10 protein-coding genes, 1 tRNA gene and 3 rRNA genes are annotated in these 15,965 nt (G+C 64.3%); 6 read left to right on the forward strand and 8 right to left on the reverse strand.

Translation table 11 applies throughout. The features are described 5' to 3' along the window. Positions 1–14 precede the first annotated feature (14 nt). The 3 genes from AArcCO_RS13780 (at position 15) to AArcCO_RS13790 (ending at position 4,875) form a co-directional block, all read left to right on the forward strand. A complete protein-coding gene (locus AArcCO_RS13780; RefSeq protein ID WP_259534074.1) occupies positions 15–1,895 on the forward strand; it encodes a thioredoxin domain-containing protein in 1,881 nt (626 codons plus the stop codon). A gap of 109 nt (positions 1,896–2,004) precedes the next feature. Then, positions 2,005–3,885 carry an anaerobic carbon-monoxide dehydrogenase catalytic subunit gene (gene cooS / locus AArcCO_RS13785; RefSeq protein ID WP_259534075.1) on the forward strand — a complete coding sequence of 627 codons (1,881 nt, stop codon included), beginning with the start codon at positions 2,005–2,007 and terminating at the stop codon, positions 3,883–3,885. 6 nt (positions 3,886–3,891) lie between these two features. Further along, positions 3,892–4,875: an ATP-binding protein gene (locus AArcCO_RS13790; protein ID WP_259534076.1), complete on the forward strand. Its 984-nt coding sequence runs from the start codon at positions 3,892–3,894 to the stop codon at positions 4,873–4,875. Here the strand turns inward: AArcCO_RS13790 and AArcCO_RS13795 are convergent. Together AArcCO_RS13795 and AArcCO_RS13800 are read right to left on the reverse strand one after the other, a co-directional pair. Beyond that, a complete protein-coding gene (locus AArcCO_RS13795; RefSeq protein ID WP_259534077.1) occupies positions 4,832–6,511 on the reverse strand; it encodes an ABC1 kinase family protein in 1,680 nt (559 codons plus the stop codon). The two genes, AArcCO_RS13790 and AArcCO_RS13795, sit on opposite strands and share 44 nt — an antisense overlap. Positions 6,512–6,514: 3 nt before the next feature. Further along, positions 6,515–6,871 carry an Hsp20/alpha crystallin family protein gene (locus tag AArcCO_RS13800; RefSeq protein ID WP_259534078.1) on the reverse strand — a complete coding sequence of 119 codons (357 nt, stop codon included), beginning with the start codon at positions 6,869–6,871 and terminating at the stop codon, positions 6,515–6,517. Positions 6,872–7,016: 145 nt separating this feature from the next. Here AArcCO_RS13800 and AArcCO_RS13805 point away from each other — a divergent pair, with 145 nt between their 5' ends. Beyond that, positions 7,017–7,739, forward strand: coding sequence for an HAD family hydrolase (locus tag AArcCO_RS13805; protein WP_259534079.1), 723 nt, complete (start codon positions 7,017–7,019; stop codon positions 7,737–7,739). 92 nt (positions 7,740–7,831) lie between these two features. Here the strand turns inward: AArcCO_RS13805 and AArcCO_RS13810 are convergent, their stop codons facing one another. Beyond that, positions 7,832–8,623 (reverse strand): Nif3-like dinuclear metal center hexameric protein, encoded by a 792-nt coding sequence (locus tag AArcCO_RS13810; protein ID WP_259534080.1) that lies wholly within the window; start codon positions 8,621–8,623, stop codon positions 7,832–7,834. 91 nt (positions 8,624–8,714) lie between these two features. Here AArcCO_RS13810 and AArcCO_RS13815 point away from each other — a divergent pair, with 91 nt between their 5' ends. Both AArcCO_RS13815 and crcB read left to right on the forward strand, forming a co-directional pair. After that, complete coding sequence (locus AArcCO_RS13815; RefSeq protein ID WP_259534081.1) at positions 8,715–9,131, forward strand: fluoride efflux transporter FluC; 417 nt, start codon at positions 8,715–8,717, stop codon at positions 9,129–9,131. Further along, positions 9,128–9,490, forward strand: coding sequence for a fluoride efflux transporter CrcB (gene crcB, locus AArcCO_RS13820; protein ID WP_259534082.1), 363 nt, complete (start codon positions 9,128–9,130; stop codon positions 9,488–9,490). The genes AArcCO_RS13815 and crcB overlap by 4 nt, the downstream gene beginning before the upstream one ends. A gap of 9 nt (positions 9,491–9,499) precedes the next feature. On the opposite strand, the gene AArcCO_RS13825 is transcribed toward crcB, so the two are convergent. From AArcCO_RS13825 to AArcCO_RS13845, 5 genes are all read right to left on the reverse strand, one after another. Next, entirely contained in the window at positions 9,500–9,961 is a 462-nt protein-coding gene (locus AArcCO_RS13825) for an SRPBCC family protein (RefSeq protein WP_259534083.1), read from the reverse strand. Positions 9,962–10,249: 288 nt separating this feature from the next. Beyond that, positions 10,250–10,371, reverse strand: a 5S ribosomal RNA gene (rrf, locus tag AArcCO_RS13830). 115 nt (positions 10,372–10,486) lie between these two features. Then, positions 10,487–13,420: ribosomal RNA gene (locus tag AArcCO_RS13835) — 23S ribosomal RNA — on the reverse strand. A gap of 208 nt (positions 13,421–13,628) precedes the next feature. Continuing rightward, positions 13,629–13,700 (reverse strand) — tRNA-Ala (locus AArcCO_RS13840). A 180-nt stretch (positions 13,701–13,880) separates the two neighbouring features. Further along, positions 13,881–15,352: ribosomal RNA gene (locus tag AArcCO_RS13845) — 16S ribosomal RNA — on the reverse strand. Together the 16S, 23S and 5S rRNA genes with 1 tRNA gene alongside form the textbook arrangement of a ribosomal RNA operon. Positions 15,353–15,965: the final 613 nt, after the last annotated feature.

Raw genomic sequence — 15,965 nt, forward strand, 5'->3', positions numbered from 1 at the left:
AGGCCACGTGAGTCATGACGGGACCGACGGATTCGAACCGTCTGACTGGAGTCGGGTCGTATCGGGGCCGGCGCGCGGACGACCCCGTCAACTGGCAACCCTGGGACGAGCAGTCGCTCGAAACCGCCAGAGAGTACGACGCCCCCATCTTTCTCTCGATCGGATACGATACCGGCTACTGGTGTCGTGTGATGGCCGAGGAGAGTTTCCGCGACGAGGGCGTCGCAGAACTGCTCAACGCGCAGTTCGTTCCGATCGCGGTCGACCGCGATCTGCGCCCTGAACTCGATTTGATCTATCAGACGATCTCCCGGACCGTCACCGGCGAGACCGGCTGGCCGCTTTCGGCGTGGCTGACCCCGGAGGGGAAGCCGTTCTACGTGGGGACGTACTTCCCACCCGAGCACGAGGACTGGGCACCGGGGTTCCCGGATCTCCTCGAGATGATTGCCCAGAAGTGGCCGACCCCCGAGATCCGCGAGGAGATCGAAGCCCGAGCCGAGGAGTGGGCCGGATACGCCGTCGAGGAGCTGGAAACCGTCCCGAACACGGGGCCGACGAACCGTAACGCGGTCGAGCGGATCGCCGACCTGGCCGTACGAACGGCAGATCACGAGTACGGAGGGTGGGGAACAGGGGCGAAGTTCCCCGAACCAGCCAGAATCGAACTTCTCTTCGTCGCCGGATCCGAGGACCACCGGCGTGTCGCGATCAGAACCCTGGACGCGATGGCCGACGGAACATTACACGATCACGTCGGTGGAGGGTTCTTCAGACACTGTGCCGAGCGTGAGTGGCGGACCCCTCACTTCGAGAAGACGGTGTACGACAACGCAGAGATCGCCCGAGCGTTCCTGTCCGGACACCACAGCACCGGCGAGCAACGATACGCAGACGTCGCGCGCCGAACCTTCGAGTTCATCGCGCGCGATCTCTCGAGGACGGACGGAGCGTTCTCCGCCGGAATCGGAGAGATCGGCCCAGGTTCCGACAACCGGGCCGAGAGAGAGTCGGCCGACAACAACCCGACGAGATCGTACTACGCCTGGACTGCCGGGGAAATCGAGGCGGCTGTTGACGACCCGACCTCCACAGCACTACTCCGTGACAGGTACGGAATCGAGAACGGTGGCGGCGATGGATCAGTCCCACGAATCGCTACCTCGATCGAGGAACTCGCCGAGGAGTACGACCGTTCGACGGAGACCGTTCTCGACCAACTCCGCCGCGGACGTGAACGGCTCCGTGACGCGCGTCGTCGCCGGAGTCGATCTCCCGCTCGGGACGAACGGATGTTTGCCGGCTGGAACGGTCTCGCAGTCTCCGCGTTTGCAGAGGGGGCACTCGTTCTCGACGACGGGGCACTCGCCGAGCGAGCGACCACCGCTCTCGATGTCGTCCAGGATCGTTTGTGGGACGGCGAACGGCTCACCGGCCGATACGTCGACGACGATCACAGCCGGGGTGTCGCCTATCTGGACGACTACGCGTTTCTGGGGACGGGGGCACTGCGGTGCTACGAGGCGACCGGTGACGACGCGTACCGCGAGTTCGCGTTCGACGTGGGGAGAACGCTCCTCGAGAAGTTCCTGTCCGACGATCGACTGTCATTCGTTCCCACAGATCGCGACGACACCCTGATCGCCGACCCCCAGCCGACCCGTGACCGGACAGTGCCGTCGAGTATCTCGGTCGCTGTGGACCTCCTTGTGTGTCTCGGTCGAGTGGATGGCGACGCCGGCTTCGACGACATCCCCGAACGGATCTTCGGGACGTACGAGCCGAGAATCGAGACGGACCTCCTGCAGCATCACGCGCTTGCCCTGGCCGGACGGCGGATCGCCGCCGGATCGACTACGCTCTCCATCGGCTCCGGGGCCCACCCCGGGAGCTGACACGGCGAGTGTATTTAACCCGATTATAAGCATGTCGCTCCCTCCCCCGTCGTGACAACCGCGGGTCCCCCTCATTACGCAGCAGCGTGTACGTCTTCGGGAAGGACCGATGTCTTCCCAGCCAGACGGAGAGTACGAACTGCCGGAGGATCGTCTCGAGGAGAGCCAACCGCAGTGTCCGTTCGGCGTCGGCGGCGGCTGCTGCCGGATCTGTTACATGGGTCCGTGCCGGGTGACCGACGGGGCACACGGAATGGACCGGGGGGTCTGCGGGGCGACGCCGGGGACCGTCGCCGCGCGGAACCTCTACCGGGAGATCGCCGCGGGTGCCGCGAGTCACGCCGACCACGCCCGCGAAATCGTCGAGGTGCTCGAAGAGATCGCCGACGGCGGGCTGTCGGCGTACGACATCCAGGACCCAGAGAAGCTCGAGGAGATCGCCGCCGACCTGGGGATCGAGGCCGAAACCGACGACGAAAACGAACTCGCGAAGCTGGTCGCCGAGGCCGCGGTCGAAGACTTCCAGGGCGCAGGCGAGACGCTCAACTGGCTCGACCGGATGCCCGACGAACAGCGAGAGTTCCTGAGAGAGCAGGGGATCCAGCCGAAACCGAGCGTCGACATGGAGGTCGCCCGGGCGATGCACCGGACGACACAGGGCAACGACGCCGACCCGGCCCACCTGCTTACCGGGGCGCTGGAGGCGGGGATGGCCGACGGCTACGCCGGCCTCACGATGGGCACCGACCTCCAGGACGTCGTCTTCGGCCGGCCGCAGCCGGTCGAGACCGAGGCGAACCTGGGTACCCTCGAGGCGGACCAGGTGAACATCGCGGTCCACGGCCACTCGCCGGTGCTCAGCGAGATGATCGTCGAGATGGCCGACGAACTCGAGCCGGCAGCTCGCGAGGTGGGAGCCGAGGGGATCAACCTCGTCGGGATCTGCTGTACCGGCAACGAGCTGGCCGAACGGCGGGGGATCCCGCTTGCGGCCCACAGCACCCAGGCCGAACTGGCCGTCACCACGGGCGCGCTGGACGCGATGGTCGCCGATATCCAGTGCATCTGGCCCGGCATCGGCGACGTGATCGAGTGTCACCACACGAAGCTGTTGACGACGACCGACTACGTCCGGATTCCGGGCGCCGAACACGTGAGTTTCGACCCCGAGACCGCCGAGGCGGACGCCCGCGAGATCGTCCAGCGGGGGATCGCCGCCTACGAGGACCGCAATAGCAGACAGGAGTACGACGTCGAGATCCCCGAGGAACGAACAAGCGCGCTGGTGGGCATTTCGGAGGACTACGTGCTGGAGGTGCTGGAGGCCGCCTCTCCGGAGGATCCGGTCGCGCCGGTCGTCGACGCGCTCGCAGCCGGCCAGCTGAAAGGGATCGTCGGGATTGTCGGCTGTCCGAATCCGAAACAGCGCACCGCCGACATGACCGAACGACTGATCGAAGGGTTGCTCGAGGAGAACGTGCTGCCGATCGTCACCGGCTGCATCGGGCACGTCACCGCCCAGGCGGGCTATCTCGACCCCGCCCGGACCGACGAACTCGCCGGCGACGGACTCGCCGAGGTGCTGCACGCGCTGGGCGACGCCGCCGGACTCGACGGCCCCCTGCCGCCGGTGTGGCACATGGGTTCCTGTGTCGACAACTCCCGGATCGGCAACCTGGTCCGGGCGATCTCGGAGGGCGCCGACGTCCCGACCAGGGAGCTGCCCGTCGCCGCCAGCGCGCCGGAGCTCATCGCCGAGAAGGCCGTGAGCATCGGCACGTGGGCGCTGACGCTCGGGCTGCCGGTTCACACCGCGCCGACGCTGCACATGGATCAAAGCGAAGAGGTCAGCCGGATCATGACCGAAGACCTGAAAGAGATCACCGGCGGGTACGCGATCCAGGAGGAGGACCCCGACGCGGCGATCGACGCACTCGTGGCGGCGGTCGACGAACGCCGGCTGGCGCTGTTCGACGAGACGGGAGCGTGAGATCCGATGTGTGAGGAGTGCGGCTGTCACGAGGGCGCGGGGCACGACCACGACCACCCACACGACCACGACCACGACCACCCACACGACCACGACCACGACCACCCACACGACCACGACCACGACCACCCACACGACCACGACCACGACCACGACCTCGGCGACGACGAACCCGAGTCAGTCGTCGACGGCCCGCTGCGGATCGCGGTGACCGGCAAGGGCGGCGTCGGGAAGTCGACGCTGTCGGCCGCGCTTTCCGCGCGGCTCACCCGGGAGGGCGACGTCGTCGCCGTCGACGCCGACCCCGACATGAACCTGGCGGCGACGATCGGCTGCGCGGAGCCGCCGGCGATCACCCGAAAGCGGGAGCTCATCGAGGACCGGGCCGGCGGCGGGGGGCTCGTGCGGCTCTCCCCCGACGTCGAGGACGTCCTCGAGAGCCACTCGACCCGGTTCGGCGACGGCGACCGCGGGCGCCTGCTGACGATCGGCGCGCCGGAGGGGGCGAACACGGGGTGTCTGTGTGCCGAAAACAGCGTCGTCCAGTCACTGGTCCGGTCGGCGCTCGACGCGGACTACGCCGTGCTCGACATGGAGGCCGGCATCGAGCATCTCGGTCGGGGAACAGCGCGCGACGTCGACGCGATGATCGTGGTCGTCGGCCCGTCGCAGTCGGCAATCGAGACTGCCAAGGGGATCCGGGAGCTGGCGACGGAGATGGGCGTCGAGGAGGTGTACGCCGTCGTCAATCGGGTCCGGGAGGGCGAGGGCGAGGCCGTCCGGGAGGCGCTGTCGCTGCCGGTGCTGGAGACGGTGCCGTACGACGAAGACGTCGCCGCGGCGGCGCTTTCGGGCACCCCGCCCGTCGACGCCAGTGATCGGCTGACCGTCGCCGTCGAACGGATCCTCCGGGGGATCGACTGCCGGATCGACGGCGCGGACGACGTCACTTCTCGTTTTGTTTCCGCTCCCGGATCGCCTGTCGAGTGAACTGCGGGCGCGCCCGGATCGCCTTCGGCGTGCGGAACGACCGGTAGAGGAACAAAAGCGGCACCAGCGTGAGAAGCGCGACCGCCGCCGCGATTCGCCAGTCGGCCCCGAACGCGTAGATGATCGACGCCGAGAGCACGCCGACCGCCGAAAAGATCGTGTACGTGAGCCGCTTTGCGAGCTTCGCGAACACGTCGTGGTCGTCCTCGACGGCGACGTTGACCGACAGGCTGTCGCGTTCGAGTCGGTCGAGGGTCCGGTCGAGCTTCGGCGGAATCGTGACCATCGCCTCCGCGGTCGACTGGAGCTGTCTGGCGCCCCGCTCGGCCAGCTCCCGGGCGGTCTGCTCGTAGTAGCCCTTCTCCGAGAGGTAATCGGTCGCGACGGAGATGAAGTCGAAGTCCTCGTCGAGCGTGACACACACTCCCTCCAGAACCGTGACCACCCGGAGAATGAGCGCCAGGTTCCGGGGCAACCGGAGCGGGAACTCGTAGATTGTCGACTCGACGCTGGCGAGCACCTGGTTCACCCGATACTGTTCGATGTCCTCCCCGCGGGCGTCAGCGATCGCGAGTTCCATCACCTCACCCATCACCTCCCGATCGACGTTCGGCGAGATCGTTCCCATCTCGATGAGCGTCTGGAGGATCGCGTCGGTGTCCTGCTGGGCGACTGCGACGTAGAAGTCGACGATCTTGTCCTGGATGAACGGGTCCACCCGACCGGACATGCCGAAGTCGTAGAAGATGATCGTTCCGTCCTCGGCGACTGCGAGGTTCCCCGGGTGAGGATCGGCGTGGAAGACGCCGTCCTCGATGATCATCTGCATGTACACCCGCTGGAGGTCGACGGCGACGTCGGTCCGGTCTAACCCCATCGCATCGAGCTCCTCGACGTCGCTGATCTTGGTCCCGGGGATGTACTCCATCGTGAGCACCCGGGCGGTGCATGCGGATTCGACCGGCTCCGGGATGACGAGACTGTCGTTGCCCTCGAAGTTGTCGCGGATCTCCCGGAGGATCGCCCGTTCCCGGTCGTAGTCCATCTCCTCGCGGATCGTCTTTGCGAACTCGTCGGCGAGGTTCTCCAGCGAGAACGCTCGACCCTCCCCGATAAATCGCTTCAACACGGGCAACAGCCACCGGATCGCCCGGAGATCCGCCTCGACCAGTTCCTCGATCCCCGGCCGGCGAATCTTGACGGCCACCCGCTGTCCCTCGTAGGTGGCGACGTACACCTGGCCCAACGAGGCACCGCTTATCGGCTCGGTGTCGAACTCGTCGAACGCCTCCTCGACGGCGCCGAGCTCCTCCTCGAGCACCTGTCTGGACTCGCCCCACGGTGCCGGCGGGACGTCGTCCTGCAGACTCGAGATGACGTCGATGTACGCCGGCGGGAGGATGTCGGGACGCGTCGACAGCAGCTGTCCGAGCTTGATAAACGTCGGTCCGAGCGTGAGAAGCGTCTCCAGCAGGATCTCGGCGCGTTCCACCTGCGTGTCGTAGTCGACGTCCCTTGAGGAACCGAACAGGAGATACCGTCGCCTGTCTCTGGCGTAGGCGACGATCAGCGGGAAGAACCGGCGGACGATCAGGACGAACCGCCAGTACGCGCGGAGAGTGACCAGCGTGACCACCCGCTAGGTTTCGTCGATCGGGATCTCTCTGCGCCCCGCCGCGTCGCGTTTGGGCAGCCGGATCTCCAGGACCCCGCCGTCCATCTCCGCCTCCGCCGCGTCGCCGACACAGTCGGGGGGCAACGGCAGTTCGGCGTCGAGAAACAGCGGCCGGTCCTCGCGGACGTACTGGAACCCCTCGGGAGAGATCTTCTCCCGACGTGCCTCCACGTCGATCCGGTTCGGCTCCGCGATCACTTCCGTCGTCTCCGCAGTCGCTCCGGGCAGGTCGATGACGAGCAAATATGCGTCCTCCGACTCGAGCAGATCGGCGAAGATCGCCTCCGGAAGCTCCCGAAGGGCTTCCCGTAACGCGGACATGCCCACAAATATGGGGCGACGGGCGTTAAAGGTCGTGGTCGAGAACTGCAGTGGTCTGCAGTCCCGACGGTCGTCCACAACCGGCGATCCGTCGCACTGTCGGCCGCAAAACCCATATCGGTCGACGCCCTATGGGGTACTCCCGATGGCGCTCGACACGTACGAGGTGTGGCTGTTCGACCTCGACGGCACGGTCGTCGACGTAGAGTGGCCGTACACTCGGGAGCTGTTCGACCGCGTCGGCGACCGCATCGGCCGGGAGTTCACCGACCGGGAGGCGCTGACGCTCTGGCACGGACTCGGCGGCGACCGGAACGCACAGCTCCGGGAGTGGGCGCTCGAGCCGACGACGTTCTGGGACACGTTTCACGCCACCGAGGACCCCCTCGAGCGCGCCGAGGCCACGTATCTCCACCCCGACGCCGAGCGCCTGATCCGCGAGATCCACGGGCCGATCGGCCTTGTCACCCACAGCCAGGAGTTCCTGGCCTCGCCGGTGCTGGATACCCTCGACATCCGCGACTGGTTCGACGTCGTCGTCTGCTGTACCGACGAACTCGGCTGGAAGCCCGACCCAGCACCGGTCCGGTACGCGCTCCGGGCGATGGACGCCGCCGACGCCGAACGGGTCGTGCTCGCCGGCGACAGCTCCACCGACGTCGGCGCCGCCTGGAACGCCGGCTACGACGCCGTCCACGTCGAGCGACACGGTCACGACAACCGGGGGCGGTGTGTGCTCGCGGACTTCATGATCCAGTCGTTCGACGAATTCCCCCGCCTGCCGCTCGTCGACGCCGACCTCGGCGTGACTGGCCACCGCCGGGCCGGCGGCGCACCGGAGACCGACCCGACGCAGGCTAGCGACTGACCGCCGCGATGCACGATTCGCCGCGACGCGCCGCGATGCACGATTCGCCGCGACGCACGATTCCGGTCGTATTCGGCTCCGTTTTCGAACCGCTACAGGCCGGTGGGATGACCGAGGTACGTCGTCTCGATCCCCCAGCCGTCGACGACGTCCTGGAGCGCCCGAACTCCGAACGTCTCCGTCGCGTAGTGGCCCGCCAGGACGACCGAGATGCCGGCTTCGCGTGCCTCGTGGTACACCTTTCCTTTCCCTTCGCCGGTGACCAGCACATCCACGCCGGCGGCAACCGCCTCGCCGAGCCAGTCGGTCCCGGAGCCGGTGACGATCGCCACGTCCGAGACGTTCGCCGGCCCGAAATCCAGTAGCCGAACGTCGCCGGAGCCGGTGTCGAGTTCGGTCTCGAGCGTCTCTGCGAGCTGCGTCGTGCTGGTTCCACCCGGGATCTCTCCGTGTATTCCGATGTACTCCCCGCCGAGTTCGCCGAACGGCGCCCGATCCGTCACGCCCAGCAGGTCGGCGATCCCCGCCGCGTTGCCCAGTTCCTGGTGACCGTCCAGCGGGAGATGCGAGACGTACAGGGCGAGATCCCCTTCGACAAGCGGCGCCAGCCGGGCGTAGTCGCTGCCGGTGATCCGGTCCAGCCCACCCCAGACCAGCCCGTGGTGGGTAACGAGCACGTCAGCGCCCGCGTCTGCGGCCGCCTCGATCGTCTCCATCGCGGCGTCGACCGCGAAGGCGGCGTGGTCCACCACGGGATCGTTGCCGACCGCGCCCGCGTCGGGCGAGGGGCCGACCTGTAGCCCGTTCGCGCTCGCGTCGACGTCGGCGTACGCCTCCGTGTCGAGTCTGTCGTCGAGTTTCGCGGCAAACTCCGAGAGTCGCATGTCCGACGATTGGGCGATGACGGCTTGAAACCCGCGGCGTCGGCGCGAGAAACGGGACCGTTTACGTTGCTGTCGTGTTATCTCCGAACGAATGGACGGACAGCTCACAGCCGAGAACCGACGACGCCTCCGAAACGCCGCGATCGTCGCCGTCGGCGGCTACCTCGGCGCGAACGGGCGATACGGGATCTCGCTTCTCGTTCCGGGAGCACTGGAGGCGACGCTTCTGGTGAACGTCCTCGGGAGCTTTCTGCTCGGAACGCTGGTGTACAGAGGGCTCACCGGCGGGGAGCTCTCCTCGCGACTCGAGTTGTTGTTCGGTACCGGCTTCCTCTCGTCGTTTACCACCTACAGTACGTTCGTCCTCGACGCGACGACCCACCCCGAAAGTGCGATTCTGTACGTGCTCGCGAGCTACGCGCTCGGATTCGGCGCGGTGCTTCTCGCCCGGGGAGTGATCCGACGGACCTCGGTCGGAGAGCAGCTCACGGGAGGCGACCGGGAATGAACTCGCTTCTGGCGGTACAGCTGGTCGGGGTCGGCGGGGCGCTGGGTGCACTGTTGCGGTACGGGGCGTACGCGGCGCTGCCGACGGACGAATACCCGTTCGCGACGCTTCTGGTGAACGTCCTCGGGAGTTTTCTGCTCGGAGTCGTCACCTTCGGCGGCGCGGGAGAGGGCGCAGCGCTGTTCGTCGGGGTGGGCGTCTGTGGCGCGTTCACGACGTACTCCTCGTTCAGCGTCGACGTCGTCCGCCTGTGGGAGCGCGGTCGACCCACACACGCAGCCGTCCACGCCGTCGGGAACCTCGCGCTGTCGCTTCTGGCCGTCGGCGTCGCGTGGCTTCTCGTCGAACTGGTGGTGTGAGTGTCCCGATCAGGCTGGAACAGCCGTCTCTGCTTCGACTTCGGCTTCGACGAGCTCTTTCGTGTTCTGGAGGTGCGCCCCGAGCTGTCGCTCGTTGTACCGCGAGGCGACCGGCGCGAGGATGCGGTCAAACAGCGAATCGCCGAGGTCGTACTCCGCGCGGTGGCGAAGCTGCGTCCCGGAGTCGGTCTCCGAGAAGTAGTTGTGGATTTCGCCGGTCATCCCGTCCCCCTCGATCGTGACCATCGTGTGTTCGTTCGGTTCGACGACGCGAAACTCCATCTCGAGGTCCATCGAGGTACCGAGCAGTTTGTAGGTGGCGTGCAGCCGGGTGCTGTCGTCGGTCTCTTCGATGATCTCCACGTCGTGCATGCTGCCCATGGTCCGCGACCAGTTTTCTGGATTGCTGTCGAACTCGAAGACGTGTTCGACGGGTGCTGCGATCTCGATCGTGTGTTCGAACGTTTTCATATTGTTTCAACTCTGCATCAAGCCGAATCACTCCACGACTTCGATACCGGAACTCGGGCCACGGCGGTCGAGAACGTGGGCCACTGCGTCGGTTGACTGATACTACAGACGCGCTCTGAGCTATTAAAGGGACAGCGATCACTGCTATCACACGAGTGATCCCTCTCTCCGGCCCGAAATCGAGCCCTCGAGACAGTGATTCCTCTCTTTGCCGTAGGTGAATACGCAGAGAGAGACACCGAACCCTCTCTACGATCTCTCTCTGACTACGAGTATGAAGTATGAATGACGAGGCGGCGATCCGGATTTCCCAGAGGTTCGCACACTCCAGTACTCCCCGCAACGCTTGTGGGCTTAACTTCCGTGTTCGGTATGGGTACGGGTGTTTCCCCACCGCTCTGGCCGCCTCTACGCCGATCGACGGACTCGAACCGCCGTCTCCCCACCTGGATCGGTTATACTTCTGCCTGTGTGTCCGTGCAATCCAGCTTCCGCCTGAACCCGCCTTCCGGCGTGGCCGTCTACGATGACTGTGGCTCGGTCTGTTAGTTCTCGTGGGCTAAAACGCCTCGTTCCCTCGGCGCGTACACCCCGAGTCTATCTAACTCGTCTTCTACGAGCGACCTCTACGGTACCTCTTTTGCGTGTGGGTTTCGAGCTTAGATGCGTTCAGCTCTTACCCCGTGTCGCGTAGCTACCCGGCATCTGCCCTTCCGGACAACCGGTACACCAGTGGCGACCACTCGCAGTTCCTCTCGTACTATGCGAGCGTTCACGGCAGGTACCTCACACCCCCAATAGATAGCAGCCGACCTGTCTCACGACGGTCTAAACCCAGCTCACGACCTCCTTTAATAGGCGAACAACCTCACCCTTGCCCGCTTCTGCACGGGCAGGATGGAGGGAACCGACATCGAGGTAGCAAGCCACTCGGTCGATATGTGCTCTTGCGAGTGACGACTCTGTTATCCCTAAGGTAGCTTTTCTGTCGTACCCCGGGCCCATTGAGGGCCCTGGACCGTTCGCTAAACCACGCTCTCGCGTCAGCGTCCCGTGTTAGGAAGGACACTGTCAGGCCACCTTCTGCTCTTGCGCTCTTCTCCGGGGCTCTGACCCGGATGAGGTGACCATCGGGCGCGCTCGATATCTTTTCGAGCACGTACCGCCCCAGTCAAACTGCCCGGCTACCGGTGTTCTCCTCCCGGAGTGAGGGTCGCAGTCACTGACGGGTAGTATTTCACTACTGCCTCGGCGACGTGCTGGCGCACGCACCTGTGTACCGACTCCTACCTATTCTGCACATCAGCGACCACGTCCCAGCGACAGCCTGCAGTAAAGCTCTATAGGGTCTTCGCTTCCCCTTGGGGGTCTCCAGACTCCGCACTGGAACGTACAGTTCACCGGGTCCAGCGTTGGGACAGTGGCACTCTCGTTGATCCATTCATGCAAGCCGCTACTGAAGCGGCAAGGTACTACGCTACCTTAAGAGGGTCATAGTTACCCCCGCCGTTGACGGGTCCTTCGTCCTGTTGTACCAGGTGTTCAGATACCCGCACTGGGCAGGATTCAGTGACCGTACGCGTCCTTGCGGATTTGCGGTCACCTGTGTTGTTACTAGACAGTCGGAGCGCCCGAGTCACTGCGACCTGCTCTCTGCAAAGCAGGCATCCCTTCTTCCGAAGGTACGGGACTAACTTGCCGAATTCCCTAACGCCGGTTCTCCCGACAGGCCTTGCCTTTCTCCGGCCGAGCACCTGTGTCGGATCTCGGTACGATCACTCCACTCGCCTTTTCACGGGCCCCAGGTACCCTCGAGTTTCCCTATCCCGGGCTTCGATCGCTTCCTGCCGTGACGGCGTCCACGATCTTCTCCGGTTCGACTGGGCGATGGCCCAGCTCGAGGTTTCCTCAGGCGTCGGCTTTCACTGTGGAGCGGCACTGGAATATTAACCAGTTCCCCTGTCGTCTCCCGCGTCTTACGAGGAGACTTAGGATCGGCTAACCCTCGGCTGACTGACAGTGCCGAGGAACCCTTGCTCTTGAGGCCGTCGAGGTTCTCACCCGACTTTCGCTGCTACTGTGACCAGGATTTTCGTTCCCGGTCGGTCCATACGAGCCCTCGCCCGTACTTCCACCCGACCGCGACGCCGACCTACTGGATCACCCTCTCGGGTGCCGCCAGGTCTCGCAAGTGGACTTGAGCCCCGATCATTTTCGGCGCCTCGAACCTCGGCCGGTAAGCTGTTACGCTTTTCTTGGAGGGTAGCTGCTTCTAAGCTCACCTCCCGGCTGTCTGGGGCTCGAGACCACCTTCGATCGCACTTAGTCCACATTTTGGGTCCTTAACCTAGCGCTGGGTTGTCTCCCTTACGGTGCACAGGCTTACCCCGCACACCGGACTCCCCGCGTCCACGGCGCCCGTAGGTTCGGAGTTCGACAGGATGGCCGACACCTCTCGGTGGCGGGTCATCCAATCGGTCGCTCTACCCCACGAGCTACCTCAACGGAGGTCATGCTTCGACATGTTTCGGTCGGAACCAGCTGTTGCCAGGTTCGATGGGCCTTTCACCCCTACACACGGGTCACGAGAGGGTATTGTAGGACACCAACTCTAACGGGCCTCCACGTGGCTTTCGCCACGCTTCACCCTGCCCCTGCGTAGATCACCTGGTTTCGGGTCGTACCCGCTTGACTCCCCGCGCTTGAACACGGCGGCCCTCACACGCCGAAGCGTGCTGCGGCCCTGTCGCGTTTGCTTCGCCTCCCCGGATTCTCCGGTTAGACTCGCCAAGCAAGTACAGTCCCTGGTTCGTTTTTCAAAACGTACGACGCAACACCGGCTCCGATCGATTCCTACTGGAAGGTCGCCCTTCGGTCGTTTCTCGATCGGCCTTTCGTGCCACGTCGCTCTATCGCCATCTGATTTCAAGCCCTTTGCACCGCCCTTCTCGGGGTGCTTTTCAGCGTTCGCTCACGCTACTTGTTCGCTATCGGTCTCGAGGAGTGTTTAGCCTTCCCAGTCGATGCCTGGGACCTTCACAGAGGATATCCAACCCCTGCTACTCTGGTACCGGTCCGCGGGAGCGTCGACGCGATACGGGGCTGTCACCCTGTTTCGCGCTTCGTTCCAGAAGACTTCTCGCGTCTCTACTCCCGGTTGTGACCAGCCCGAACACCACATTGCCCGCGCGGGCGAACCCGCACGGGCTTCGGTTTGGGCTGTGTCGCGTTCACTCGCCGTTACTGACGACATCGCTGTTGCGTTCTGTTCCTGCTCCTACTGAGATGTTTCAATTCGGAGCGTTCCCCATTGCGCAAGGCAATTGCTGTGGGGATTCCCATTCGGAGATCTCCGGTTCTTTGCCTTCTTGCGGCTCCCCGGAGCATTTCGCTGCTTGACACGTCCGTCATCGGCTCTCGAGCCGAGCTATTCACCAGATGGCACAGTAGCCATTCTGTAATTGTATACGTCCACGACCCGCAAAGCGGGTTCAGTGGGCGTCTGGATTGCACGTACACACGGCGTCATCGATGCCACCCGGGTGTGGACGGGCGGCGATCTCGAACCCTTCCCATCCTCGCTCTCGCGGGATGGTGCATCGGTCGTCCATCCCACCGTTCCGGATCCGCCCCCATAAGGGGCGCGATTCGAAACGATGGGCGGGCATGGACCCGCTGGGATTCGAACCCAGGGCATCCTCCTTGCAAAGGAGGCACTCTACCACTGAGCTACGGGCCCTCCCCCGGCCACGCGTCCTGTCCGCGCGTGGTCGGGAAGCTGCTGTGAGCCGCGATCGTTCGTAAGTGCCCCGGATGTCGAATGGGCGAAGCGTGGAGCTTCCTCCACCTCGTGGAGTTCCCGTCTGGGAACGCCACAGTGAATGGGCGCTGTGGAGTGATCCACAGCGTCCCGGTCTGTAGGAGGTGATCCAGCCGCAGATTCCCCTACGGCTACCTTGTTACGACTTAAGCCCCCTTGCAAAGCCCAGATTCGACTCTCGTGAAAGAGCCTCATCCGGACCTCACTCGGGTGCTTTGACGGGCGGTGTGTGCAAGGAGCAGGGACGTATTCACCGCGCGCTTGTGACACGCGATTACTACCGAATCCAGCTTCATGAGGGCGAGTTTCAGCCCTCAATCCGAACTACGACCAGGTTTGTGAGATTACCGCCCCCTTTCGGGGTGGGAACCCATTGTCCTGGCCATTGTAGCCCGCGTGTTGCCCAGCCCATTCGGGGCATACTGACCTACCGTTGCCCGTTCCTTCCTCCGCCTTGGCGGCGGCAGTCTCCGTAATGTACCCATCGACCCAGGGGTCATGCTGGCAATTACGGACGCGGGTCTCGCTCGTTGCCTGACTTAACAGGACGCCTCACGGTACGAGCTGACGGCGGCCATGCACCTCCTCTCTGCAGCTCGTGGCGAGGTCATCAACCTGACCGTCATTACTGCAGTCGGGGCTGGTGAGATGTCCGGCGTTGAGTCCAATTAAACCGCAGGCTCCTCCGGTTGTAGTGCTCCCCCGCCAATTCCTTTAAGTTTCATCCTTGCGGACGTACTTCCCAGGCGGCTCGCTTAGCGGCTTCCCTACGGCACAGCACCCGCTCGTAGCGGGAGCCACACCTAGCGAGCATCGTTTACGGCTAGGACTACCCGGGTATCTAATCCGGTTCGAGACCCTAGCTTTCGTCCCTCACCGTCGGATCCGTCTTCCCAGCGTGCTTTCGCCATCGGCGGTCCGTCCGGGATTACGGGATTTCACTCCTACCCCGGACGTACCCGCTGGATCTTCCGGTCCCAAGCCGGGCAGGTTCCGCCGGACGCCCACGCGTTGAGCGCGTGGATTTCCCGACGGACTTGCTCGGCCGGCTACGGACGCTTTAGGCCCAATAATATCGGCCATCACTCGGGCTGCCGGTATTACCGCGGCGGCTGGCACCGGTCTTGCCCAGCCCTTATTCGTGTACCTCCCTACGGTACAGAAAAGCGAGGACGATATGCCCTCGCACTCGGGGTCCCCTTATCGCACTGGCGTGCAGTGTAAAGGTTTCGCGCCTGCTGCGCCCCGTAGGGCCCGGAATCTTGTCTCAGATTCCGTCTCCGGGCTCTTGCTCTCACAACCCGTACCGATTATCGGCACGGTGGGCCGTTACCCCACCGTCTACCTAATCGGCCGCAGCCACATCCTTCGGCGCCGGAGCGTTTCGCCCTGGCATCATTCCAGACAGCCAGGAGTATGCGGGATTAGCCTCAGTTTCCCGAGAGTATCCCCCTCCGAAGGGTAGTTTGGCCACGTGTTACGGAGCTATTCGCCACGGGTCTAAACCCGTGCGACTAGCATGGCTAAATCGGACCCCGATAGCAATGGCCTCCGGCAGGATCAACCGGAATGTCCCTGCACAGAGTGCAGGGGGGTGGCGGGAATAGACACGAAGTGTCTACTCACCATTGCAAGGTCCACGTTCGCTGCCACCGACATCGGGGGTGACACCGAACGATCGCGGCTCACATCAGAACGCGTCTTACGGCGGACCGCAGGGGCGCAATCCTCATCTCTTACGGATCTTATCGTACCGCGTCCGAGGGCTTAAACCCATCGGATCGCTTCCGATTCGATCCCCGCGAATCCGGCCGAATTCGGTCCGGATTCGCGGTCTCGTTCGCATCACGATTCGAATGCCCACCTACTGATAAGGGCATCGGATCGGACGCGGTCGACCCCTCCCATCGGGAGAGGTCGGACCCCGGGTCGCCCCGGGGCGTTCGCATTCTAACCGAGGAGAGTCGACCACTTAACCCCGTCGTTCCATCGCCGCCTCGTCACTCGATTCCACGGCCCGTCGTCACAGTTGTCGACGAGGCTATCGGTCGGGTTCGAAACCTTCCAGTCGATGGCGAACGCCCGAGTTACAGGGAACACGAGACAGGGAACACGAGACAGGAAGCGCGACGGTTCACACTACCGGGAGAACTGTTGCGCGGATGGAGGCCGGTCGATCATCCG

Source organism: Halalkaliarchaeum sp. AArc-CO, assembly GCF_024972735.1.
In the GTDB taxonomy this organism is placed as follows: Archaea; Halobacteriota; Halobacteria; order Halobacteriales; family Haloferacaceae; genus Halalkaliarchaeum.

Excerpts from the sequence above, each read along its gene's own strand:
- AArcCO_RS13780 (WP_259534074.1), top strand. The coding sequence starts at position 15 with ATGACGGGACCGACGGATTCGAACCGTCTGACTGGAGTCGGGTCGTAT.
- cooS (WP_259534075.1), top strand. The coding sequence starts at position 2,005 with ATGTCTTCCCAGCCAGACGGAGAGTACGAACTGCCGGAGGATCGTCTC.
- AArcCO_RS13790 (WP_259534076.1), top strand. The coding sequence starts at position 3,892 with ATGTGTGAGGAGTGCGGCTGTCACGAGGGCGCGGGGCACGACCACGAC.
- AArcCO_RS13800 (WP_259534078.1), bottom strand. The coding sequence starts at position 6,871 with ATGTCCGCGTTACGGGAAGCCCTTCGGGAGCTTCCGGAGGCGATCTTC.
- AArcCO_RS13805 (WP_259534079.1), top strand. The coding sequence starts at position 7,017 with ATGGCGCTCGACACGTACGAGGTGTGGCTGTTCGACCTCGACGGCACG.
- AArcCO_RS13810 (WP_259534080.1), bottom strand. The coding sequence starts at position 8,623 with ATGCGACTCTCGGAGTTTGCCGCGAAACTCGACGACAGACTCGACACG.
- AArcCO_RS13815 (WP_259534081.1), top strand. The coding sequence starts at position 8,715 with ATGGACGGACAGCTCACAGCCGAGAACCGACGACGCCTCCGAAACGCC.
- crcB (WP_259534082.1), top strand. The coding sequence starts at position 9,128 with ATGAACTCGCTTCTGGCGGTACAGCTGGTCGGGGTCGGCGGGGCGCTG.
- AArcCO_RS13825 (WP_259534083.1), bottom strand. The coding sequence starts at position 9,961 with ATGAAAACGTTCGAACACACGATCGAGATCGCAGCACCCGTCGAACAC.